Origin of the sequence: Streptomyces sp. NPDC058812 (assembly GCF_042744565.1) — a bacterium.
Classification (GTDB): Bacteria; Actinomycetota; Actinomycetes; order Streptomycetales; family Streptomycetaceae; genus Streptomyces; species Streptomyces thinghirensis.
Genome location: NZ_JBHYOB010000022.1, coordinates 92307 through 115787, shown reverse-complemented (window position 1 = coordinate 115787; position 23481 = coordinate 92307). Strand labels below are relative to the sequence as shown.

The following is a 23481-nucleotide window of genomic DNA, read 5'->3' as shown; positions in this document are numbered from 1 at the left end:
CTGAAACGTGCCGGCGGGGCCGAACCCCGTCAGGCGCGGGCCCGCCGGAGGAACGGGAGCGTCGCTTCGCCGGTGGCCACGCCTGGGTGCCCCACGGTGCCGAGGCACAGCAGGACGTGGCGTTCGGCGACCTCTTCCGCGGTGAGCGGGCCGTCGGGGCGGAACCAGTTGGCGACGCCCTGGCACATGATGAGGACCGAGCGGACGGCGTCCGCCGGGATCGGCGTGGTGAACACCCCCTCGGCGCGGCCCGCCTCGACCGTGTCCAGCAACATGTGCTGGAGATAGTCGCGCAGGGCCACGTAGCGGGCCCGGTTCCCGGGCTCCAGGCTGCGGATCTCGGTGTCCAGGAAGGCCAGTGACCTGCGGTGGGCCATGTAGAGCACGATCGACTCGACCATGCCGCAGAATCTCGCCAGGGGAGTGGTCCCCGCCTCCGCGGCCGCCGCCCGGCACCGGTCCAGGACGTCCTTGATGGAGGTCTCCAGCAGGGTGGCGAGCAGCGCCTGCTTGTTCTCGTAGTGGTAGTACAGCGCGGGCACGGTGACGCCGACCCGGCCGGCGATGTTCCGGACCGAAGTGCCGTGGTAACCCTGCTCGTTGAAGGCCTCCATGGCGTGCACCAGGATCGGGTGCAGGTCGAGTGGCCCGTACGAGCGCCAGTGCTGCGCTGCGGCCGTGGTGTCCTGGCTCGGCTCGGTACTCAACGGCTCGGTGCTCAACGACTCTCCTCGGAACGTGCGTCGACGGGCGACATCGTACGGCCGTGCGTTCGCAATTCCTCTCCCCGGCCACTTAGCGATCGTTCAGTGATCGCGGGGCGCGCGGGTGTCCGGCTCCGTCTCCATTCCCCGGCAAGTGCCGCCAAAACTCTTCGGATTGAGGCGTTGACCGATGGGCCGAGCCCTCCTACGTTCTTAGCGAACGCTCAGTAAGGTCCCGGTCGCGCGTCGGCGAGCCCGTCGTGTCCCGAGAGAGGAACCCATGAGCCACCACCCCCCTGACTCCCCGCGCCGCGGCGGTGCCGGGCCGCTGGACGGCGTGCGTGTGGTCGAGCTGGCGGGCATCGGCCCCGGCCCGTTCGCCGCGATGCTGCTCGGGGACCTGGGCGCCGACGTGGTGCGCGTCGACCGCCCCGGCGCCACACCGCCGGCCGGCGACCCCGCCCACGACCTGACCAACCGCAACAAGCGCTCGGTCCTGGTCGACCTCAAGTCGCCCGAAGGGCCGGAGACCGTACGGGCCCTGGCGGCGCGCGCGGAGATCCTGGTGGAGGGGTACCGCCCGGGTGTCGCGGAGCGGCTCGGGGTCGGCCCCGAGGAGTGCATGGCCGTCAACCCCGCCCTGGTGTACGGCCGGATGACCGGCTGGGGCCAGCGGGGACCGCTCGCGCCCCTGGCCGGGCACGACATCGGCTACATCGCCACGGCCGGCGCCCTCTCCATGATCGGCGCTGCGGACGGTCCGCCCGCCGTCCCCGCCAACCTGCTCGGCGACTACGCCGGCGGCTCGCTCTACCTGACCACCGGCGTCCTGGCCGCGCTGCTCACCGCCCGCACCACCGGCCGCGGCCAGGTGGTGGACGCCGCGATCGTCGACGGCACCGCCCACCTCACCTCGCTCTTCTGGGGCATGCTCGCCGGGGGCGCCTGGCGGGACGCCCGCGGACGCAACCTCCTGGACGGCGGCTGCCCGTACTACGGCGTCCACGAGACCGGCGACGGCGGCTGGATGGCGGTCGGCGCCCTGGAGCCGCAGTTCTACGCCGTGTTCGTCCGCCTGCTGGGCCTGGACGGCGACGATCTGCCGGACCGCGCCGACCCGGGCAACTGGCCCGAGCTGCGGGCCCTGTTCACCGCCCGGTTCAAGACGGCGTCCCGTGACGAGTGGACCGCCGTCTTCGAAGGCACCGACGCCTGCGTCGCCCCCGTCCTCTCGCTGCGCGAGGCGGCAGGCCACCCGCACCTGGCCGGGCGCGGCACCTACACCGAGGCGTACGGCATCACCCAGCCCGCCCCGGCGCCCCGCTTCTCCGCCACCCCGGGCACCCTCCGGCTGCCTCCCGCCGTCCCCGGCGCCGACACCGACGACGTGGCCCGCGACTGGGACCTGCCCGGCCTGCTGAAGGACCGCCGCTGATGCGACTGCCCCCGCCTCCGACGTACACCGGCGACCCGCGGAGTGACGATGCTCGACGTCAGCCCCGTAGGCCCTGAACCCGCCCGCCTGAACCAGCGCGTGAGGAGTTGGCTGTGACCTTGGAGACCTTGGAGACCTTGGAACGAGACCTGTACGGCCCCGACCACGAGGCCTTCCGCGAGACGGTGCGGACCTTCCTCGCCAAGGAGGTGGCCCCGCACCACGAACGGTGGGAACGCAACGGCGTCGTCGACCGCGAGGTGTGGTGCGCGGCGGGCCGTCAGGGCCTGCTGGGCCTGGCCGTCGGCGAGGAGTATGGCGGCGGTGGCACCGAGGACTTCCGCTACAGCGCCGTGCTCATCGAGGAGTTCGCCCGCGCCGGCGCCTCCGGACTGGCCCTGAGCCTGCACAACGACATCGTCGGCCCGTACCTGACCCGGCTGGCCACCGAGGAGCAGAAGCGGCGCTGGCTGCCCGGCTTCGTCTCCGGCGACGTCGTCACCGCCATCGCCATGACGGAACCCGGAGCCGGTTCCGACCTGCGGGGCATCCGTACCACCGCCGTCGACCAGGGCGACCACTACCTGCTCAACGGCTCGAAGACCTTCATCTCCAACGGCATCCTCGCCGACCTCGTCGTCGTGGTGGCCCGCACGACGCCCGAGGGCGGCGGCGCGGGGCAGAGCCTGCTCGTCGTCGAGCGCGGCACGGACGGCTTCGAACGCGGCCGCAACCTCGACAAGATCGGCCAGAAGGCGCAGGACACCGCGGAGCTGTTCTTCAACGACGTACGCGTCCCCAAGGAGAACCTGCTGGGGGAGGAGAACCGTGCCTTCACCTACCTGATGGGCAACCTCGCCCAGGAGCGGCTGGCCATCGCGGTCGGCGCCGCCGCCGCGGCCGAGGAGATCCTGGACGTCACCACGCGGTACGTGAAGGAGCGCGAGGCGTTCGGACGGCCGCTGGCGAAGCTCCAGCACATCCGCTTCGAGATCGCCGAGATGGCCACCGAGGCGGCGGTCACCCGGACCTTCCTGGACCGCTGCGTCACCGAGCACAGCCAGGGACGGCTGGACGCCGTGCACGCCTCGATGGCCAAGTGGTGGGCGACCGAACTGCAGAAACGGGTCGTCGACCGCTGTCTGCAACTCCACGGCGGCTACGGCTACATGAGCGAGTACCGGGTGGCGCGGGCGTTCCTCGACGGCCGTATCCAGACCATCTACGGCGGCACCACCGAGATCATGAAAGAGATCATCGGCCGCTCCCTCCTCGGCTAGCCCGGCACCGACCGACCGACCGACCGACCGACCGACCGACCGCACCGAAGCCCGTACCGCGTCCGCGGCTTCTCATGAACCCACTCGGAGGGCACCCAAGGTGAGCACCGAAGCGTACGTGTACGACGCGATCCGCACCCCGCGCGGACGCGGCAGGGCGAACGGCGCCCTGCACGGCACCAAACCGATCGACCTGGTCGTCGGCCTGGTCCACGAGACCCTCCGCCGCTTCCCGGCCCTCGACCCGGCCGCGATCGACGACATCGTGCTCGGGGTGGTCGGCCCCCTCGGCGACCAGGGCGCCGACATCGCCCGCACCGCGGCCGTCGCGGCCGGGCTGCCGGACACCGTGGCGGGCGTCCAGGAGAACCGCTTCTGCGCCTCGGGTCTCGAGGCCGTCAACATGGCGGCGATGAAGGTGCGTTCGGGGTGGGAGGACCTGGTACTGGCCGGCGGCGTGGAGTCCATGTCCCGCGTCCCGATGGGCAGCGACGGCGGCGCCTGGTTCAACGACCCGATGACCAACCTCGCCACCGGCTTCGTCCCGCAGGGCGTCGGCGCCGACCTGATCGCCACCCTGGAGGGCTTCACCCGCCGCGACGTCGACGAGTACGCGGCCCTCTCCCAGGAGCGCGCGGCCAACGCCTGGAAGGAGAACCGCTTCGAGCGGTCCGTCGTGCCCGTCCGGGACCGCGCCGGCCTCACCGTCCTCGACCGTGACGAGCACCTGCGGCCCGGCACCACCGCCGAGAGCCTCGCGGGCCTCAAGCCCTCCTTCGCCGATGTCGGCGAACTCGGCGGCTTCGACGCCGTGGCGCTGCAGAAGTACCACTGGGTGGAGCAGATCGACCACGTCCACCACGCGGGCAACTCCTCCGGCATCGTCGACGGCGCCTCCCTCGTCGCCATCGGCTCCAAGGAGGTGGGCGATCGCTACGGGCTCGCCCCGCGCGCGCGGATCGTCTCCGCCGCCGTGTCCGGCTCCGAGCCCACCATCATGCTGACCGGGCCCGCCCCCGCCACTCGCAAGGCGCTCGCCAGGGCCGGGCTGACCATCGACGACATCGACCTCGTCGAGATCAACGAGGCGTTCGCTGCGGTCGTCCTGCGTTTCGTCAAGGACATGGGCCTGTCCCTGGACAAGGTCAACGTCAACGGCGGCGCCATCGCGATGGGCCACCCGCTCGGGGCCACCGGCGCGATGATCCTCGGCACGCTCGTCGACGAACTGGAGCGCCAGGACAAGCGCTACGGCCTCGCCACCCTGTGCGTCGGCGGCGGCATGGGCACCGCCACCGTCGTCGAACGCCTCTGAGCGCGCCGCCTCCTCAGCAGCCCGTCCGCCTTCACGGGAGAGACCTCAGCCATGGACACCACCGCGCAGCCCTCCACCATCCGCTGGGAAGAGTCCGAGGACCACGTCGTCACGCTCGTCCTGGACGATCCCGACCAGTCCGTCAACACCATGAACGCCGCGTTCATCGACTCGCTGGACGCCGTCGCGGCGCGGCTCGCGGAACGCCGTGACGACATCCGGGGCGTCATCGTCGCCTCCGCCAAGAAGAGCTTCTTCGCCGGCGGCGACCTGCGCGACCTGATCTCCGTGACCCCCGAGAGCGCGCAGAAGTCCTTCGAGGCCGGTATGCGGGTCAAGCGCGCGCTGCGCGTCCTGGAGACCCTGGGCAAGCCGGTCGTCGCGGCGATCAACGGCGCCGCTCTGGGAGGCGGTTACGAGATCGCTCTCGCCTGCCACCACCGCGTGGTCCTGGACACCCCGGCCGCCCGCGTCGGGTGTCCCGAAGTCACCCTGGGCCTGCTGCCCGGAGGCGGGGGAGTGACCCGCACCGTCCGGATGTTCGGCGTCGAGGAGGCGCTGCGGAAGGTCCTCCTGGAAGGCACACAGTACGGACCGGCTCGCGCACTGGAAGCCGGCCTGGTCGACGAGATCGCCGCCGACCGGGACGAACTCCTGAGCAGGGCAAGGGCGTTCGTGAACGCCAACCCGGCGTCGGCCCAGCGGTGGGACGCCCCTGACTACCGCATCCCCGGGGGCACGCCCTCGAACCCGGAGTTCGCCGCCCGACTCCCCGCCCTTCCCTCGCTGCTGAGGAAGAGGACGGGCGGCGCTCCCTGCCCGGCGCCGCGCAACATCCTCGCGGCGGCCGTGGAGAGCGCCCAGGTCGACGTGGACACGGCCTTCGTCGTGGAGGCCCGGTACCTGACGGAACTCGTCACCGGGCAGATCACCAAGAACATGATCCAGGCGTTCTTCTTCGACCTCCAGGCCGTCAACTCCGGTGCGAACCGCCCCGTGGGCGTGGAGCCGCGCAAGGTGGCGAAGGTCGCCGTCCTCGGTGCCGGGATGATGGGTGCGGGCATCGCCTACTCGTGTGCCCGTGCGGGCATCGAGGTGGTTTTGAAGGACGTCGCCCTGGAGTCGGCCGTCAAGGGCAAGGGCTACTCGGAGAAGCTGTGCGCCAAGGCGGTGGCCAAGGGCCGTACGAGCCGGGAGAACGCGGACGCGCTGCTGGCCCGTATCACGCCGACCGCCGAGGTGGCCGACCTCGCGGGCTGTGACGCGGTCATCGAGGCCGTCTTCGAGGACACCTCTCTCAAGCACAAGGTGTTCCAGGAGGTCCAGGACGTCGTGGCCCCGGACGCGCTGCTGTGCTCGAACACCTCCACGCTGCCCATCACCGCGCTGGCCGAGGGTGTCGAGCGTCAGGTGGACTTCATCGGGCTGCACTTCTTCTCGCCGGTCGACAAGATGCCGCTGGTCGAGATCATCAAGGGTGAGCGGACGGGGCAGGAGGCGCTGGCGCGCGCCTTCGACCTGGTCCGGCAGATCAGCAAGACGCCGATCGTGGTCAACGACTCGCGTGGTTTCTTCACCTCCCGGGTCATCGGCCACTTCATCAACGAGGGCGTGGCGATGGTCGGCGAGGGCATCGAGCCCGCCTCCGTGGAACAGGCGGCGGCCCAGGCCGGCTACCCGGCCAAGGTGCTCTCGCTGATGGACGAGCTGACCCTCACCCTTCCGCGCAGCATCCGCGAGGAGTCCCGCCGCGCGGCCGAGGAGTCGGGGCAGACCTGGGAGCCGCACCCCGCGGACGCCGTCGTGGACCGCATGATCGACGAGTTCGGCCGCCCGGGACGCTCGGGCGGTGCCGGCTTCTACGACTACGCGAACGGCAAACGGGTCGGTCTGTGGCCGGGCCTGCGCGCGCACTTCACGGAGCCCGTGAAGCGGCCCGCCGACCTGACCGAGTTGACGGAGCGGATGCTCTTCGTGGAGGCCCTGGACTCGGTGCGCTGCCTGGAGGAGGGTGTACTGGTCTCGGTGGCGGACGCCAACATCGGCTCGCTGCTCGGCATCGGCTTCCCCGGCTGGACCGGCGGCGTCCTCCAGTACATCAACGGCTACGACGGCCACGCCGGGGCAGGTGCCGGCCCGCCCGGCTTCGTGGCCCGCGCGCGGGAGCTCGCCGACCGCCACGGCGAGCGGTTCACGCCGCCCGCGCTGCTGCTGCGCAAGGCCGAGCGGGGCGAGACCTTCACGGACTCCCGACCCCTCTCCTGATCACCCGGCGGCCCTCCGCACCCCCGCCGCGCTGCTCCCGGCACGCCTGCCGGGGCGCCCCACCGCCCCGGTCTCCCCGGACGCTCCCATCCGAACCGCAAGGAGGCCCCGATGACATCAGCGCCCCGTACCACGGGCGAACCGCCCGACGCCCCGGCCTACCGGACCCTGCCGCAGCTGCTTGTCCGCAACGCCCGTGAGTACCCCGGGCTCCCCGGCCTCTCCTGGCAGCCGGCGGACGGGGACGGCGCCTGGGCGACGCTCACCTGGGCGGAGATCCACGAGCACACCGGGCGGCTGGCCGCCGGGTACGCGGCGCTCGGCGTCGGCCGCGGCGACCACGTGCTGATGATGATGGCCAACCGTCCCGAGCACTGGCTGTCCGACCTGGCGCTCGTCCGCCTCGGTGCCGTCCCGGTCAGCGTCTACGGCACCGCGGCCCCCGAACAGATCACGCACATCGCCCGCAACTGCCGGGCCCGTGTCGCCGTGGTGGAGGGGACGGCGCAGGTGGAGGTGTGGGAGCCGCTGCTGACCGACGGCGGCACCCCGCTGGCGCGGCTGGTGGTGGCCGAGGCGGGCGCCGAGGGCGGCCACGTCCCGTACGCCGCCCTGCTTCGGGCCCCGGCGCCGGAGCGGTTCGCGAAGGAGCTGGACGCCGCGGGTCCCGGGGATTCGCTGACCGTCGTCTACACCTCCGGAACCACCGGGGAGCCCAAGGGCGTCGTCCTGACCCATCGTCAGGTGATCGCCAACGCCCTCGCGCTGGACGCCGTGGTGGAGCTGCCGCCGCACGTCGAGCACATCTGCTACCTGCCGTTCGCCCACATCGCCGAGCGCATGCTGGGCATCTACCTGCCCTGCCACCGGGCCTCGCACGTCTACCTCTGCGCCGACCCCACGGCCGTGGGCACGGTCGTGCGCAAGGTGCGGCCCGCGCAGTTCTTCGGAGTGCCGCGGATCTGGGAGAAGCTGTGCGCCGCCGTGCGGGCCGTCCTCTCCCTGATGCCGGCCGGGGAGCGGGAGGCCATCGACGCGGCGTCCGCGGTGGCCCGCGAGCACGTCGGGTACCGCGAGCGGGGGGAGACGCCCCCCGCCGAGCTGGAGCAGCGCTACGCCCGTGCCCGCCAGGACGTCCTGCTGCCGCTGCTGGCCGCGGGCGGACTGGACCGGGTGACCTGGGCGGCCAGCGCGTCGGCGCCCATGCCGGTCGACGTGGTGGACTTCTGGGCCGGGTTCGGCATCGTGATCATGGATGCCTGGGGGCTGACGGAGACCACCGGCGTGGCCACCACCAACAGCCCGCGAACCGGCTTCCGGATCGGTTCGGTGGGTCGCCCCGTGGAGTCCGTGGAGGTCCGGATCGCCGCGGACGGCGAGATCGAGGTGCGCGGCGAGTCCGTCTTCGCCGGCTATCTCCAGCCGGACGGATCGGTGCGGTCCGCCGTGGACGCCGACGGCTGGCTGGCCACCGGCGACATCGGCCGGACGGACGAGGACGGCTATCTCTGGCTCACCGACCGGAAGAAGGAGATGATCATCACCTCGACGGGCAAGAACGTCTCGCCCGCCCTGGTGGAGAACGCGCTCAAGGAGCACCCGCTGATCGGTCAGGCGCTGGTCCACGGCGACCACCGCTCCTACCTCGTCGCCCTGCTGGTGCTCGACGCGGAGGCGGCCCCCGCCTGGGCCGCGGCCAACGGTGTCGAGGCGGACGGCGGACTCGCCGGGCTGGTCCGGCACCCCGCCGTCCGGGCCGAGGTGGAGCGCGCGGTGGCCGCCGCCAACTCCCGGCTCAACCGCACCGAGCAGGTGAAGCGGTACGAGCTGCTGTCCGAGGAGTGGGGCCCGGCGACCGGCGAACTGACGCCCTCACTGAAGATGCGGCGCCGGGTGATCCGGGACAAGTACGCCGACGCGCTGTCCGGGCTCTACCAGGACTGAAGAGGGAGGCGCCCCGCCCGACCCGACCGGGTGGGCGGGGCGCCTCACACAGGGCCGGTTCAGAGGCCGTAGGTCTTGCCGATCACGTCGCGCTGGATCTCGCTGGTCCCGCCGTAGACCGTGGAAACGACCGCGGCCCGCAGGTGGCGCTCCATGTCGAACTCGGTGGTGTAGCCGTAGCCGCCCATCATCTGCATGCCCTCCAGAGCGGCCCGCTTGGCGATCTCGGTGGCCTTCAGCTTGGCCATGGACGCCTCCCGCGGGAACAGTTCGTCCGGCTGCGCGTCGCAGTCCCGGGCCACCTCGCGCACCAGCAGCCGGGTGCACTCGATCTCGGTGGCGAGGTCGGCCACCCGGTGCCGCAGCGCCTGGAAGGAGCCGACCGGCCGCCCGAACTGCTCGCGTTCACGGACGTAGGCGAGCGCGTCGTCGAAGGCGCGGCGCGCCAGGCCCAGCATGTTCGAGGCCAGGAAGAGCCGTTCGTGGTTCAGCCCGGCCATCAACTGCCGCCAGCCGTCGTCCACCCGGCCCACCACCGCGTCGGCGGGCAGCCGGACGCCGGTGAGGAACACGTCGTTGACCTCCCTGCCGCCCATGGTCTCGATCCCCCGCACCTCCACGCCCGGGGTGTCGGAGGGCAGGTGGAACATGGTCAGCCCGCCGTGCTTGTCCTCGCCGGTGCGGGCCACCAGCAGGATGCTCTTCGCGTGGTGCGCGTTGGAGATCCAGGTCTTCTGCCCGTCGATCACCCAGCCGCCGTCCGCGTCCCGCCGGGCCCGGCAGCGCAGCGCGCCGACGTCCGACCCGGCCCCCGGCTCCGACATGGCGATCGACAGCACGTCGCCGCGCACGGCGCCGGACAGCACCTCCTGCCGCTGCCGCTCGGTGCCGAACCGTTCGTACGCCTTCGCGGCGATGACGGTGGTGATGAAACCGCCGGCCGGGACCAGCCCGTACGAGGTCTCCTCCAGGAACAGGCAGGCGTCGGCCAGCCCTCCGCCGGCGCCCCCGTACTCCTCCGGCAGGCACACCCCGAGCCAGCCGAGGCCGGCGAGCCTGCCGTACAGCCCCGGATGGTGCGCCTCGCGACCCGCCCCGGTCAGCGCGTCCCGCTGCTCCCGGGTGCCGCACTCGCGCTTGGCGAAATCTCTGACGGCCGCCACGAACACGGACTGCTCCTCGGTGAGACGACTGCCCATCAGGTCCTCCAGAAGTCGTGTTACAAAGTGTTGGTGGTTGTTTCTTGATTTCCCGGGACGGGGGTATCGGTTTCGTGAGCACGGTCCCGGAGACCGAGGCGGAGGACCCGACCGCACGGCGCATCCTCGACGCCGCGCTGGAGCAGTTCACCGTCTTCGGCCTGCGCCGTTCCTCCGTGGACGACGTCGCCAAACGGGCCGGCGTCTCCCGGGTCACCGTCTACCGGCGCTTCCAGACCAAGGACAGACTGGTCGAGCACACCCTGCTGCGTGAGAACAGCCGGTTCTTCCAGCGGCTGGACTCGGCGGTGGCGGCGCTGCCCACCATGGAGGAGCGGGTCGTCGAGGGATTCGTCGTCGCCCTGCGCCACACCCGCGCGCATCCGCTCTTCGGCGGCCTGCTGCGCCTGGAACCCGAGGTGGTGCTGCCCTACCTGACCGTGCACGGCGGCTCCTCGCTCGCCGCCACCGTCGAGTACCTGACGGGCCATCTGCGCCGGGCGCAGCAGGCCGAGGGCCGCCCGGACGAGGATCCGCGCCCGGTCGCCGAGCTGATGGTGCGGGTGGCCGTCTCCTTCCTGCTCAACCCGGCCGGCTGCATCGAGATGGAGGACGAGGAGCAGGCCCGGGCCTTCGCCCGTCGCTACCTCGCCCCCCTGCTGCACGCCTGACCGGCCGGGGGGCGCCGCCCAGCGAGTCAGCGCCGCAGGTGCAGTGTCCGGGCCAGCCGTACCGCGCGCTCCCGGGCGGCGGCCGGTACCTCGAAGGAGGTCAGCGCGATCGGCGGGGTGAACCGCTGCACCGTCGTGGACTGCACGGCGGTGAAGGCCCGCAGTCCCTCCTCGCCGTGGATCCGACCGAAGCCGGAGTCCCCCGAGCCGCCGAACGGCAGCGCCGGCACCGCCGCGAAGCCCAGCACCGAGTTCACCGACACCGCCCCCGCGCGCAGCCGCGCCGCGATCGCGGCTCCGGTGCGCCGGTTCCGGCAGAACACCGCGGCTCCCAGCGCGTACCGCGAGTCGTTGGCGCGGGCCACCGCCTCGTCCACGTCGGCCACCGCGTTGATCGCGACGACCGGTCCGAAGGTCTCCTCCGTCATGGCCGCCGAGTCCTCCGGCACGTCGGTCAGGACGACGGGCGCGACGTACGGCGCCCGGACGGACTCGGGCCCGCCCAGCAGGGCCCGCGCGCCCGAGGCGACCGCTCCGGTCACGTGCCGCCCGACGGTCCCGACCTGGCCCGGCAGGGTCATCGGACCGTAGGCCGCGTCGCCGTCGGCGCCCGGGCGCAGCGCACCGGCGCGCTTCACCACCCGCTCGCACAGCGCCGCGTGGATCCCGCGCACGGCGTAGACGCGTTCCACACCCGCGCAGGTCTGTCCGGCGTTGCTCAGCGCGCCCCACACGATCGCGTCGGCGGCGGCGTCCAGATCGGCGTCCGCGGTGACGATCACGGCGTCCTTCCCGCCGCACTCGGCGAGGAACGGGATGAGCGTCTCGGCGCACACGGCCATCACCTCGCGCGCCGTCCCGGGCGATCCGGTGAACGCCAGCTTGTCGACCCCGGAGCGGGCCAGCGCCTCTCCGGTGGCCGCGGCGCCGGTGACGGTCGTGAGCAGGCCGGCGTGCGCGGGCACGGCGGCGTCGAACGACTCGGCGAGCAGCAGGCCCGTGCCCGGGGTCAGCTCGGACGGCTTGAGTACCACGGCGTTCCCGGCCGCCAGGGCGTACCCGACGGAGCCCATCGGGGTGTAGCAGGGGTAGTTCCAGGGCCCGATCACGCCGACCACGCCCAGCGGCCGGTGCACCAGCGAGGCCCGCTGGTGGACGGCGAACAGCCCGGTGCGCACCCGCCGTCGGCACAGCACGCGGTCGGCGTTGCGGGCGGCCCACCCCAGGTGCTCCAGCGTGAGGACGACCTCCAGCGCGGCGTCACCGGCCGGCTTGCCGGTCTCCTCGGCGATGGTCCGGGCGACGGTGTCCAAGTCGGAGGCCAGGGCCCGCTTCCAGCGCAGCAGCTGGTCGCGGCGCCGGGCCGGGGGCAGCGCGGCCCACTCCGCCTGGGCCTCCCGGGCCCGGGCCACGGCACGGGCGACCTGCTCGGGGCCGGCCACCGGATGCTCGGCGAGTGGCTCGCCGGTCGCCGGGGAGCGGGTGGTGAACGTCGCGGTGCGGGGTGCGGCGTCCGGGGTGGTTTCGGTCATCGGGCCCCCTGTGAATCGAAGATACAAAAACTATTTACTTGTTTCATGGGTGCGTCAATACTCCGGCCGCGAGGGAGGTGCGCCATGTGCCCTCACCGCTTCCCGGAGTTCTTCTCTCCCGTCGGGGCGGGGGCTCCGCCGTCACTCGCGGTGACTGAACTTGATCGAGTCGGACCAGTTCCCAGTGCTTCGCGAACGGAAGCTTCACCGGCTTATCGGGCTGTCGTACGAAGCCTCATACCAGAGCGGGACGTTGTCCGAGGGACTTTGGCAACTGCCCACCGCACATGATGTCCGGGCGACTACTGTCAGTGTCCGTCGGGCGACGTAGACCGGATCCCCCGGTCCGCTCGGTCGACACCGCGACGACGCGTGCCCGCGTGGCGTCGCGTGTCCGCGTGGCATCCGCCACCACGCGCGAGCACCAGGGCCCGATCCGGGCCCGACGGACCAACGGACCAGTACGAGGACCCCGATGTCTCACCTCCGCGCCCCGGCCGCGCGAGCAGACCGCCGTGAGGGCGGGCGGCACGGCCGGCCGGCCTCCCGTACCGCCCCCGCGCTGCCTGAGACCCACATACGCCCCCAACTCCTGCGTCTCGCCGTGCTGCCGCCCGTCGCGGTGGCCCTCAGCGCCTGCGCGGTCGTCCTGTTCACCGTCCGGTCCACCGGCGCCCGGCCCGGCCTCGTCCTGTGGGGCGTGCTCGCCGGGGCGGTCTCGGTGACCCTCGCGGCCGTCGTCATCGCCGCCGTCGCCGCCGACCGCGCCGCGCGGTCCGTACACGACCGCGTCGGCGCCCTGCGCCGCAGCACCGCGCGCTCGGAGGGCGAGCTGCGCGCCGTGGTCGAGGCGTTGCGCCGCGGCGAGACGCCGCCCCAGCGCAAACCGCGCGGCGGACCGCCGGACGACGCCGACGACTTCGAACTGCTCGCCGCCGACCTGACCCGCGCCCACGACGGTGCCGTCACCGCCGTCGTCCGGGCCGCCCAGCTCTCCAGCCAGGCGGGCAGCGAACAGAAGCTGGAGGTCTTCGTCAACCTCGCCCGGCGCCTGCAGTCGCTGGTGCACCGGGAGATCTCCATCCTGGACGAGCTGGAGAACGAGATCGAGGACCCCGACCTCCTCAAGGGCCTCTTCCACGTCGACCACCTCGCCACCCGCATCCGCCGCCATGCCGAGAACCTCGCCGTGATGGGCGGCGCCGTCTCGCGCCGGCAGTGGAGCAACCCCGTCGACATGACCGAGGTGCTCCGCTCGGCCATCGCCGAGGTCGAGCAGTACTCGCGCGTCCGGCTGGTCCCGCCGATCGACGGCACCCTGCGCGGCCACGCCGTCGCCGACGTCATCCACCTGCTGGCCGAACTCGTCGAGAACGCCACCCTGTTCTCCGCCCCGCAGACCCAGGTGCTGATGCGCGCCAACCTCGTCACCTCGGGCCTCGCCGTCGAGGTCGAGGACCGCGGACTCGGCATGCCCGTCGGCGAACAGAGCCGGATGAACGCCCTCCTCGCCGACCCCGACCAGGTCAACGTCGCCCGCCTGCTCGCGGACGGCCGCATCGGGCTGTACGTCGTCTCCCAGCTCGCCAAGAGGCACGGGATCACCGTCCGCCTGCAGACCAACATCTACGGCGGTGTCCAGGCCGTACTGGTCGTGCCGCAGGCCCTGCTGGGCACGGAGCCGGGAGCGCTCCCCGGGAGCGGGGCCCGGCCGGCGGAGGCCGGCGGGGCCGAACCCGTGGCGCTACCGCCGCCCCGGCAGCAGCCGCAGACCGGCGCCCCCGCGATGCCGCCGGCTCCCGCCGCAGCCGCACCCGCTCCCCTCCCCTTCGCATCCGCCCCCACGGTGCCCGCGCCGGCCGCGTCCCGCAGGGCGGACGGAGGCGAACCCGTGCCGCTGCCCGTGCGCGGCGCCCACCGGGACCGGCCCACCCCGGCAGCCGCCGTGCCCGGTGTCCGGCCCGAAGACCGGGGTGTCCTCGCCGAGCACGCGGCCACCCCGCCCGTCCCGCGCCACAGTGCGGTGCGCGGCACCATGGGCAAGCCCCAACTGCCCCGCCGCCGCGCCCAGGAGCACATCGCCCCCCAGCTGCGCGGCGGCCCCGCACCGCGCCAGGAACCCGAGCAGCACGCCGGCCACGACCCCGGACTCATGGCGGCCTTCCAACGCGGCATCGGCCTCGCGGAGGCCCAGCAGCACATGGAGCCGGCCCCCCTGGAGCCGACCCACGTCGATCCGGCGCCGGCCTCCACGGAACCGGCCGCCATGGAACCGGCCGCCACGGAACCGGCCGCCATGGAACCGGTCCCTATGGAACCAGCCCCTATGGAACCGACCTCCGTGGAACCGACCCCCATGGAACCGACCCACAGAGACCCGGCCGGATGAGCAACCCCGCGACCACCCCTCGCTTCCTCCACACCCCCACCCCCACCACCACGACCAGCGCTCCCGCAGACCTTCGTACCCCAAGGAGTCGATCCACCATGGCGAGCGACGCGCCGACCGGCCATGTATCCGACCTCGACTGGCTGATGAGCGGCCTCGTGCAGCGCGTGCCGCACACGTCCAGCGCGGTGCTCCTGTCCTGCGACGGACTGGTGAAGTCCGTCCACGGCCTCGACGCGGACAGCGCCGACCACATGGCGGCCCTGGCCTCCGGCCTGTACTCCCTCGGCCGCAGCGCCGGTGTCCGCTTCGGCGACGGCGGGGACGTACGGCAGGTCGTCGTCGAACTCGACTCGACCCTGCTCTTCGTCACCACCGCCGGCTCCGGCACCTGCCTCGCCGTGCTGGCCGGCCGCGAGGCCGACGCGGCGGTGCTCGGCTACGAGATGGCGATGCTGGTCAAGAGCGTCCGCCCCTACCTGGTCACCGCGCCCCGGCAGCACGCCGTCGAACCCCCGGCGATGAGGCCTTGAGGGTGGCCGCGGCCGGCGACGGGCCCTGGCTCGACGACGCGGCCGGACGGCTGGTGCGCCCCTTCACCGTGAGCAACGGCCGTACCCGGCCCACCGTCGAGCTCGACCTGATGTCCCAGGTGATGGCCACGGGGGCGACCCCCCTCGGTTACCTCGGTCCCGAACACGCGCAGGCACTCGACCTGTGCCGGGCGCCCCTCCCGGTCGCCGAGCTCGCCGCTCATCTGAGGCTTCCGGTGGCAGTCACCAAAGTGCTGCTGTCGGACCTCGTCGACTGCGGTGCGCTGACCACCAAACCCCCCGCCTCGTTCCACCACAACCCCACGGACCGGGCCCTTCTGGAGGCAGTGCTCGATGGACTACGACGACAGCTCTGACTACGGCCACGGACCCGTCCCGGGATCCGGCCACGACACCAACGACCCCTTCCCCACCGCGCTGAAGATCCTCGTGGCGGGCGGGTTCGGAGTGGGCAAGACGACCTTCGTCGGCGCGGTCAGCGAGATCGCACCGCTGAGCACGGAGGAACTGCTCACCACGGTCAGCGCCGCGACCGACAACCTCGACGGAATCGAGAACAAACTCGAAACGACCGTGGCCATGGACTTCGGCCGCCTCACCCTCGACCCGGAACACGTGCTGTACCTGTTCGGGACGCCCGGCCAGGAACGGTTCTGGTTCATGTGGGACGAGTTGTGCGAGGGCGCCCTCGGTGCCGTGATCATCGCCGACACCCGCCGCCTCGAGGAGTCCTTCGCCGCCGTCGACTTCTTCGAGGAACGCGGACTCGGCTTCATCGTCGCGATCAACGAGTTCGACGGTGCGTACCGCTACGACCCCGAGGAGGTGCGCGCCGCCATGGACCTCCATCCCGAGATCCCGATCGTGCGCTGCGACGCCCGGATCTCCAGTTCCGGCGTACAGACCCTGCTCACCCTCGTACGCCACCTCATCGCCCACACACCGGCCCCCACGACGGGGCACGGCGCCCACAGGTGATCCCCAGGTGACCCCAGGTGATTCCCGTACCCACCGCCACGGAGCCGCACATGACGCACGCCCACAGCGACGGAGCCCGCCCATGAGCTATGACCCGCCGCGCCCGGTCGGACGGCTGCTGCTCACTCCCGAGGACCGGGAGGCCCCCGCACGGGTGCGACGGCTGCGCCGGCTCGGTCTGGCGGAACGCCCGGATCCGGCGCTCGACGCCTACGCGGCCCATCTCGCCGGGCTCGCCGAGGCGCCGTACGCGATGGTCAACTTCCTGGTCGAGGGCGGGCAGTTCTTCGCGGGCCTGCGGGTGCCCGAGATCCCGCCGGTGACGCGGGGGGACGGCACCAGTCCCGAGTTCACCCGGGTCCAACCGCGCGACCACGGCTTCTGCCCCCATGTGGTGGTCCGGCGCAAGGCCCTGGTCCTGGAGGACGTGCGCGACTATCCGCGCTTCGCGGGCAACCCGGTCGTCGACGAGTTCGGCATCCGCTCCTACCTGGGAGCCCCGCTCATCGACAGCACGGGGACGGTGCTTGGCGCGGTGTCCGCCGCCGACGTAAGGCCCCGGACCTGGGGCAGGGCGGGCCTGGCGACGATCAAGTCGACGGCGGCCGATCTCGTACGGCGCATCGAACGCAGCGCGGAGGACGGACTCCCGCTGTGAGCCGACGGGCGCGACCGGTGTGAGGGCGTGAAGGAAAGCTGCGACCGGGCTTAAGAAAGGCTCGATGGACCCGGGACGGTGTCATACGGCAGATTGCTGTGCGATTCCCCTCCCCTTCCCGGACGCGGGCTGCCTCTGCATGCCCGGAGCCGGGACCTCACCGTCAGGAGCCGTAGCGTTGAAGGCGCTGGTCAAGGAGAAGGCGGAGCCCGGCCTCCGGCTCGCGGACGTCCCCGAGCCCACCATCGGACCCGGTGACGTCCTCATCAAGGTGCTGCGCACCGGCATCTGCGGCACCGACCTGCACATCCGGGCCTGGGACGGCTGGGCGCGGCAGGCCATCCGCACCCCCCTCGTCGTCGGGCACGAGTTCGTCGGCGAGGTCGTCGACACCGGGCGGGACGTCACCGACATCAAGGCGGGCGACCGGGTCAGCGGCGAAGGACACCTGGTCTGCGGCAAGTGCCGCAACTGCCTGGCCGGCCGGCGCCACCTGTGCCGCGCCACCGTCGGACTCGGCGTCGGCCGGGACGGCGCGTTCGCCGAGTACGTCGCCCTGCCCGCCACCAACGTCTGGGTGCACCGCGTCCCCGTCGACCTCGACGTCGCCGCGATCTTCGACCCGTTCGGCAACGCCGTGCACACCGCCCTGTCCTTCCCGCTGGTCGGCGAGGACGTCCTCATCACCGGCGCCGGGCCGATCGGCCTGATGGCGGCCGCCGTCGCCCGGCACGCGGGGGCCCGCAACGTCGTGATCACCGACGTGAGCGAGGAACGCCTGGAACTGGCGCTCAAGGTCGGCGTGAGCCTCGCCCTCGACGTGTCGAAGGCGACCATCGCCGACGGACAGCGCGAACTGGGCCTGCGCGAGGGCTTCGACATCGGCCTGGAGATGTCCGGCCGACCCGAGGCCATGCGCGACATGATCGCCAACATGACGCACGGCGGCCGGATCGGGATGCTCGGCCTGCCGTCCGAGGAGTTCCCGGTCGACTGGGCCCGCATCGTCACCTCCATGATCACCGTCAAGGGCATCTACGGCCGCGAGATGTTCGAGACCTGGTACGCCATGTCGGTGCTCCTGGAGGGCGGTCTCGACCTCGCTCCCGTGATCACCGGCCGGTACTCCCACCGCGACCACGAGGCCGCGTTCGACGACGCCGCCGGCGGCAAGGGCGGCAAGGTCATCCTCGACTGGACCGCGTAAGTCAGCCCGCACAAGCCACCCGCCCCCCTAGGAGCTTCCGACATGTTCGACTCCGTGCGCGACGACCTGCGCGCCACCCTCGACGAGATCCGCGCCGCAGGCCTGCACAAGCCCGAGCGCGTGATCGGCACGCCGCAGTCCGCGACCGTGAACGTCACCGCCGGCGGCCGCCCCGGCGAGGTCCTCAACTTCTGCGCCAACAACTACCTCGGCCTCGCCGACCACCCCGAGGTCGTCGCCGCCGCCCACGAGGCGCTGGACCGCTGGGGCTACGGCATGGCGTCCGTGCGCTTCATCTGCGGCACCCAGGAGGTGCACAAGGAACTGGAGGCCCGGCTCTCCGCGTTCCTCGGCCAGGAGGACACGATCCTCTACTCCTCCTGCTTCGACGCCAACGGCGGCGTCTTCGAGACCCTCCTCGGCCCTGAGGACGCGGTGATCTCCGACGCCCTGAACCACGCGTCGATCATCGACGGCATCCGCCTCAGCAAGGCCAGGCGCCTGCGCTACGCCAACCGCGACATGGCCGATCTGGAGGCGCAGCTCAAGGCCGCCGGCGACGCCCGCCGCAGGCTGATCGTCACCGACGGCGTCTTCTCCATGGACGGCTACGTCGCCCCGCTCGCCGAGATCTGCGACCTGGCCGACCGCTACGACGCGATGGTCATGGTCGACGACTCGCACGCCGTCGGCTTCGTCGGCCCCGGCGGGCGCGGCACCCCCGAGCTGCACGGTGTCATGGACCGCGTCGACATCATCACCGGCACCCTCGGCAAGGCCCTCGGCGGCGCCTCCGGCGGCTACGTCGCCGCCCGCGCCGAGATCGTCGCCCTGCTGCGCCAGCGCTCCCGGCCGTACCTCTTCTCCAACACCCTCGCCCCGGTGATCGCCGCCGCCTCCCTCAAGGTGCTCGACCTGCTGGAGTCGGCCGACGACCTGCGTGTGCGGCTCGCCGAGAACACCGCCCTGTTCCGCCGCCGGATGACCGAGGAGGGCTTCGACATTCTCCCCGGCGACCACGCCATCGCGCCGGTGATGATCGGCGACGCGTCGAGGGCGGGCCGCATGGCGGAGCTGCTGCTGGAGCGCGGGGTGTACGTGATCGGCTTCTCCTACCCGGTCGTGCCGCAGGGCCAGGCCCGCATCCGGGTGCAGCTGTCCGCCGCCCACTCCACGGCGGATGTGAACCGCGCGGTGGACGCGTTCGTGGCGGCGCGCAAGGAACTGGACGCCTGACGCGGGCGTGACCTGCGGCCCCGGGCGCGGCGGGTGCGGCGGGTGAGAGAATCGATCCCGTGATCGAAGCGCGGCGGCTGCACATCCTCCGGGCGGTGGCGGACCACCGCACCGTGACGGCGGCTGCCGCCGCGCTGTACCTCACCCCGTCGGCGGTCTCCCAGCAGCTGGCCGCCCTGGAGCAGGAGACCGGCCACCGCCTGGTCGAGCGCGGCGCCAAGGGCGTACGGCTGACCCCGGCCGGCGAGATCCTGCTCAGCCACACCAACGCCGTCCTCGCCCAGCTGGAGCGGGCCGAGGCGGAACTCGCCGCGTACAGCTCGGGCGACGCGGGCACGGTCACGGTCGCCTCCTTCGCGACCGGTATCGCCCTGGTCGTCGCACCCGCGCTGGCCCGCCTCGCCGAGTCGGCGCCCGGCATCCGCATACGCGTCCAGGACGCCGAGGGCGACGCCAGTCTGCCGATGGTCCTCGACCGGCAGGTCGACGTGGCCGTCGCCGTCGAGTACCGGGGGGCGCCGCCCGCCGACGATCCGCGGCTGACCCACGTCCCCCTGTACGCCGAGCCCTTCGACGCGGTCGTCCCCCTCGCCCACCGCCTCGCCGACGCCGACGAGGTGCCGCTCGGGGAGCTGGCCAAGGACCCGTGGATCGGCCCCTACCCGGGCAACCCCTGCCATGACGTGGTGGTCCTGGCCTGCGAGAGCGCCGGCTTCCAGCCCCGCATGGAGCACTCCTCGGACGACTTCCGCGCGGTCGTGTCGCTCGCCGCGGCCGATGTCGGCGTGGCACTCGTCCCGCGCTCGGCGCTGCACGGCACGGACCTCACGGGCGTGGTCGTCCGCCCGGTCGACGGGGTCGCGCCCACCCGTCGCGTCTTCGCGGCCGTCCGCCGGGGAGCCGAGGAGCACCCGCTGATCCGCCCGGTCCTGGACGCGCTCGACGAGGCGGCCCGGGCGTGAGGTCTCGTTAACACGGCTGTCTCCTGTCCGTCCCATATCCGGGATAGCATCCCGAATATGAGAGACATGGATGAGGGGTCGAAGGCTCCCGACCCCGTGGACGCCCGGCTCGCCGCCCGGCTGGCCGAGCTTCGGGCCGAACGCGGCTGGTCGCTCGGCGAGTTGGCGGAGCGCAGCGGAGTGAGCCGGTCCACGCTGTCCCGCGCCGAACGAGCGGAGATCAGCCCCACCGCCTCCCTGCTGAACCGCCTGTGCGCCGTCTACGGACGGACCATGTCCCGGCTGCTCAGTGAGGTCGAGGCGGAACCCGCGCTGCTGGTGAGGGCCGGCGAGCAGCCGGTGTGGGAGGACCGGTCCGCCGGGTTCGTACGCCGCTCCGTGTCCCCGCCGCACGCCGGGCTGCGCGGCGAACTGGTCGAGGGACGGCTCGCCGCCGGCGCCGACCTCGCCTACGACCGGCCGCCCGTGCCCGGCCTGGAACAGCACATCTGGGTTCTCGAAGGGGCCCTGGAGGTGACGGCCCAGGACGTCGAGCACCACCTCGGCACCGGGGACTGCCTGCGGATGCGAGTGTGGGGGCCGACGAGGTTCTGGTGCGCCGGCCCCGAGGACGTGCGCTATGCGCTGGTGGTGGTGCTGCCGTGATCGTGAGCCGCGTGGACGAGGGACGACTCACTGCACTGCTGGAGGAGTTGGCCGACCTGCTGACCGACACCGTCGAGGGCGGCGCGTCCGTCGGCTTCCTCGCGCCGCTCGACCGGGCGGATGCCGTCGCCTGGTGGCGGGAGCGGGCCGCGGCCGTCACCGCCGGGCAGCTCGCCGTCTGGGTCGCGCACGAGGGGGACCGGGTGCTCGGAACGGTGAGTCTCGCCCTGCCCGACAAGCCCAACAGCCGCCACCGCGCCGAGCTGGTCAAGCTGATGGTCTCCGGCACGGCGCGCGGCCGGGGGCTCGGCCGCCGGCTCCTGACCGCCGCCGAGGAGGCGGCCGCCGCGGCCGGCATCTCCCTGCTCCACCTGGACACCGAGACCGGCAGCCCCGCCGAGCACCTCTACCGCTCCACCGGGTGGACCCGCGCCGGAACGATCCCCGACTACGCGGCGGACCCGGGCGGGCAACTGCGGCCGACGACGCTCTACTTCAAGCGGGTCGGCAGGTAGGCGGGCGCCCCGGCCGGAGCCGGGCGAATGTCAGTGGCGGCGGCTACCGTGCCTGACATGCCGGACGCAGAAGACGTACGCCGTATCGCCCTGTCCCTGCCGGAAACGACGGAGAAGATCGCCTGGAGCATGCCCACGTTCCGGGTCGCGGGGAAGATGTTCGCCACGCTGCCCGAGGACGAGACCTCCATCGCGGTGCGCTGCCCCAAGGAGGAGCGCGACGAACTCGTGCTGGCCGAGCCGGGGAAGTTCTGGATCGCCGGCCACGAGGCGCAGTTCGCCTGGGTGCGGGCCCGCCTCGCCGTCCTGGAGGGCGAGGACGAGCTGCGCGACATCCTCGCCGACTCCTGGCGCCAGGCGGCCCCGACCCGGCTGCTGGAGGCCCATCCCCGGCTGGGGCTGCCGGCCGGGGGCTGAAAACCCCTCGGGCGTTGTCAGTGCCCCGTGGCATGATCCGGGGCAGGCGTGGCAGCCGGGGCCGGAGGGGGGCTCCGGCTGTCGGACGTACGACGCGCGCGGGGATCAGGGGCCGCGCGGGGATCAGCGGGGGCCGCACGGGGCGGTGGCCGGCGGGGGCCGGCCGTGGAGGGGAGAGCGCGGGATGGCCGGGACGTCATCGCAGTCCACGCACGAGGGGGCGGCCGGGGCGGGCGCGGCGCGAGCCGTCTGGTCGCGGGACTTCGCGCTGTTCTTCGTGGCCCGGGCCATCGCCCGGCTGGGCGACACCATGCTGCCCGTCGCGCTCGCCGCCGGTCTGCTCCAGCACGGGTACGGGGCGGGCGCGGTCGGTCTCGCCATGGCCGCGACGGCCGCCGCGTTCGCCGGTCTGGTCGTCTTCGGCGGGGTGCTCGCCGACCGCTTCAGCACCCGCAAACTGATGATCGGCGCCGACCTGGTGCGGCTCGGCACCCAGGCGCTGGCCGCCGGCCTGTTCTTCTCCGGCCACGTCGTGCTGTGGCAGATCTGCGCCATCGGTTTCGTCAACGGCGTCGCGGGCGCAGTCTTCCAGCCCGGTGTCGCCAGCACCGTGCCCCGGCTCGCCTCCGACATCCAGGGCGCGAACGGCGCGATACGCGTCGCCGAGTCCGCCGCCCAGCTCGCGGGACCCGCCGTGGCCGGTCTCCTGGTCGGCTTCGCCTCACCGGGCGGGGTCTTCGCCGCCCATGCGACCACGTACGGAATCAGCGCCCTGTGCCTGCTGCTGCTCCGGCTGCCTCCGCTCGCGCCGGGCAGCCGAGTGGTGGTCGGCGGCGGGGCGAAGGCCTTCCGCGCCGACCTGGTCGAGGGGTGGCGGGAGTTCCGCTCCCGGCAGTGGCTGTGGGGCGTCATCGCCGTCTGGTGCGTCTACATGATCGCCGTGTGGGGCCCGACCGTCCCGCTGGTGGCGACCGAGGTGGTGCAGGAGCACGGTCCACGCGCGTACGGCCTGGTCAACTCCGCCCTGGGTGCGGGAACCGTCGTCGGCGGGCTCCTCGCGGTGCGGCTGCGTCCCCGCCGCATGCTCCGTGCCGGCGCGATCGCCCTCGTCGGCTTCGCCGCCTTCCCCGCGAGCGTCGGAGCCGGGCTCGGCGTCCCCGCCATGGCGACCGGAGCCGCCGTCGCCGGGGCCGGGATGTCCTTCTGGGGCGTCATGTGGGCGACCAGTGTGCAAACCCAGGTCCCGCCGGACGTCCTCAACCGCATCCACGCCTACGACGTGGCGGGCTCGCTGGCCATGATGCCCGTCGGCCAGGCCCTCGCGGGACCGGCCGCCTCGGCCATCGGCGCCGACCACGTGCTGCTCGTCGCCGGCGCGACGAGCTTCGCCGTCTGCGCCGCCCTGCTGCTGATACCGGCGGTACGCGGACTGGTGCGGGTCGACGCGGCCGCGGCCGGCTCCGACCGCACGGCGGCCGCACCCGAGCCGTCCCGTGCGGAGAAGTGCTGACGGCGGACGGCGCCCCCGGGAAAGCGATGCGCGACCACCGGCCCGAGTGCGGTATGGTTTTCCTG

General features: G+C 72.8%; 21 protein-coding genes. 18 read left to right on the top strand and 3 right to left on the bottom strand.

Annotated features, from left to right (window positions below; translation table 11 throughout):
- Positions 1-29: 29 nt before the first annotated feature.
- Positions 30-722 (bottom strand): TetR/AcrR family transcriptional regulator, encoded by a 693-nt coding sequence (locus ACFW48_RS33185; RefSeq protein WP_386321428.1) that lies wholly within the window; start codon positions 720-722, stop codon positions 30-32.
- Between the two features lie 262 nt (positions 723-984).
- Here ACFW48_RS33185 and ACFW48_RS33180 point away from each other — a divergent pair, with 262 nt between their 5' ends.
- From ACFW48_RS33180 to ACFW48_RS33160, 5 genes are all read left to right on the top strand, one after another.
- On the top strand, positions 985-2139 hold the full coding sequence (locus ACFW48_RS33180; protein ID WP_386321426.1) for a CaiB/BaiF CoA transferase family protein: 1155 nt from the start codon (positions 985-987) through the stop codon (positions 2137-2139).
- Positions 2140-2276: 137 nt separating this feature from the next.
- On the top strand, positions 2277-3419 hold the full coding sequence (locus ACFW48_RS33175) for an acyl-CoA dehydrogenase family protein (protein WP_386321496.1): 1143 nt from the start codon (positions 2277-2279) through the stop codon (positions 3417-3419).
- A 100-nt stretch (positions 3420-3519) separates the two neighbouring features.
- Positions 3520-4734 (top strand): acetyl-CoA C-acetyltransferase, encoded by a 1215-nt coding sequence (locus ACFW48_RS33170; protein WP_386321424.1) that lies wholly within the window; start codon positions 3520-3522, stop codon positions 4732-4734.
- 51 nt (positions 4735-4785) lie between these two features.
- Positions 4786-6999, top strand: a complete 2214-nt coding sequence (locus ACFW48_RS33165; RefSeq protein WP_386321421.1) for a 3-hydroxyacyl-CoA dehydrogenase NAD-binding domain-containing protein — start codon at positions 4786-4788, stop codon at positions 6997-6999.
- Positions 7000-7110: 111 nt separating this feature from the next.
- Complete coding sequence (locus tag ACFW48_RS33160; RefSeq protein ID WP_386321418.1) at positions 7111-8943, top strand: AMP-dependent synthetase/ligase; 1833 nt, start codon at positions 7111-7113, stop codon at positions 8941-8943.
- Positions 8944-9002: 59 nt separating this feature from the next.
- Here the strand turns inward: ACFW48_RS33160 and ACFW48_RS33155 are convergent, their stop codons facing one another.
- On the bottom strand, positions 9003-10142 hold the full coding sequence (locus tag ACFW48_RS33155) for an acyl-CoA dehydrogenase family protein (protein WP_386321416.1): 1140 nt from the start codon (positions 10140-10142) through the stop codon (positions 9003-9005).
- Positions 10143-10216: 74 nt separating this feature from the next.
- Between ACFW48_RS33155 and ACFW48_RS33150 the strand changes: the two genes are divergently transcribed.
- On the top strand, positions 10217-10813 hold the full coding sequence (locus tag ACFW48_RS33150; RefSeq protein WP_386321414.1) for a TetR/AcrR family transcriptional regulator: 597 nt from the start codon (positions 10217-10219) through the stop codon (positions 10811-10813).
- Positions 10814-10839: 26 nt separating this feature from the next.
- On the opposite strand, the gene ACFW48_RS33145 is transcribed toward ACFW48_RS33150, so the two are convergent.
- Positions 10840-12345 carry an aldehyde dehydrogenase family protein gene (locus ACFW48_RS33145; protein ID WP_386321412.1) on the bottom strand — a complete coding sequence of 502 codons (1506 nt, stop codon included), beginning with the start codon at positions 12343-12345 and terminating at the stop codon, positions 10840-10842.
- 475 nt (positions 12346-12820) lie between these two features.
- Between ACFW48_RS33145 and ACFW48_RS33140 the strand changes: the two genes are divergently transcribed.
- The 12 genes from ACFW48_RS33140 to ACFW48_RS33085 all read left to right on the top strand — a co-directional run bounded on the left by ACFW48_RS33140 (position 12821) and on the right by ACFW48_RS33085 (position 23416).
- On the top strand, positions 12821-14734 hold the full coding sequence (locus ACFW48_RS33140) for an ATP-binding protein (protein ID WP_386321409.1): 1914 nt from the start codon (positions 12821-12823) through the stop codon (positions 14732-14734).
- A gap of 98 nt (positions 14735-14832) precedes the next feature.
- Positions 14833-15267, top strand: coding sequence for a roadblock/LC7 domain-containing protein (locus ACFW48_RS33135; RefSeq protein WP_279560566.1), 435 nt, complete (start codon positions 14833-14835; stop codon positions 15265-15267).
- A gap of 2 nt (positions 15268-15269) precedes the next feature.
- The gene (locus ACFW48_RS33130) at positions 15270-15644 is read left to right on the top strand and encodes a DUF742 domain-containing protein (RefSeq protein WP_193776113.1); all 375 of its coding nucleotides are present in this window, start codon (positions 15270-15272) and stop codon (positions 15642-15644) included.
- Complete coding sequence (locus ACFW48_RS33125; protein ID WP_386321404.1) at positions 15622-16266, top strand: ATP/GTP-binding protein; 645 nt, start codon at positions 15622-15624, stop codon at positions 16264-16266. The genes ACFW48_RS33130 and ACFW48_RS33125 overlap by 23 nt, the downstream gene beginning before the upstream one ends.
- A gap of 82 nt (positions 16267-16348) precedes the next feature.
- Positions 16349-16924: a GAF domain-containing protein gene (locus tag ACFW48_RS33120; RefSeq protein ID WP_386321401.1), complete on the top strand. Its 576-nt coding sequence runs from the start codon at positions 16349-16351 to the stop codon at positions 16922-16924.
- Positions 16925-17102: 178 nt separating this feature from the next.
- A complete protein-coding gene (gene tdh, locus ACFW48_RS33115; protein ID WP_386321398.1) occupies positions 17103-18131 on the top strand; it encodes an L-threonine 3-dehydrogenase in 1029 nt (342 codons plus the stop codon).
- Positions 18132-18173: 42 nt separating this feature from the next.
- Complete coding sequence (locus ACFW48_RS33110; protein WP_386321395.1) at positions 18174-19367, top strand: glycine C-acetyltransferase; 1194 nt, start codon at positions 18174-18176, stop codon at positions 19365-19367.
- A gap of 59 nt (positions 19368-19426) precedes the next feature.
- On the top strand, positions 19427-20329 hold the full coding sequence (locus ACFW48_RS33105) for a LysR family transcriptional regulator (protein ID WP_386321392.1): 903 nt from the start codon (positions 19427-19429) through the stop codon (positions 20327-20329).
- A gap of 66 nt (positions 20330-20395) precedes the next feature.
- Positions 20396-20974, top strand: a complete 579-nt coding sequence (locus ACFW48_RS33100; RefSeq protein ID WP_386321494.1) for a helix-turn-helix domain-containing protein — start codon at positions 20396-20398, stop codon at positions 20972-20974.
- Positions 20971-21489 carry a GNAT family N-acetyltransferase gene (locus tag ACFW48_RS33095; RefSeq protein ID WP_386321389.1) on the top strand — a complete coding sequence of 173 codons (519 nt, stop codon included), beginning with the start codon at positions 20971-20973 and terminating at the stop codon, positions 21487-21489. The genes ACFW48_RS33100 and ACFW48_RS33095 overlap by 4 nt, the downstream gene beginning before the upstream one ends.
- A 57-nt stretch (positions 21490-21546) precedes the next feature.
- On the top strand, positions 21547-21906 hold the full coding sequence (locus tag ACFW48_RS33090) for an MmcQ/YjbR family DNA-binding protein (protein ID WP_386321387.1): 360 nt from the start codon (positions 21547-21549) through the stop codon (positions 21904-21906).
- 184 nt (positions 21907-22090) lie between these two features.
- Positions 22091-23416: an MFS transporter gene (locus ACFW48_RS33085; protein WP_386321385.1), complete on the top strand. Its 1326-nt coding sequence runs from the start codon at positions 22091-22093 to the stop codon at positions 23414-23416.
- Positions 23417-23481: the final 65 nt, after the last annotated feature.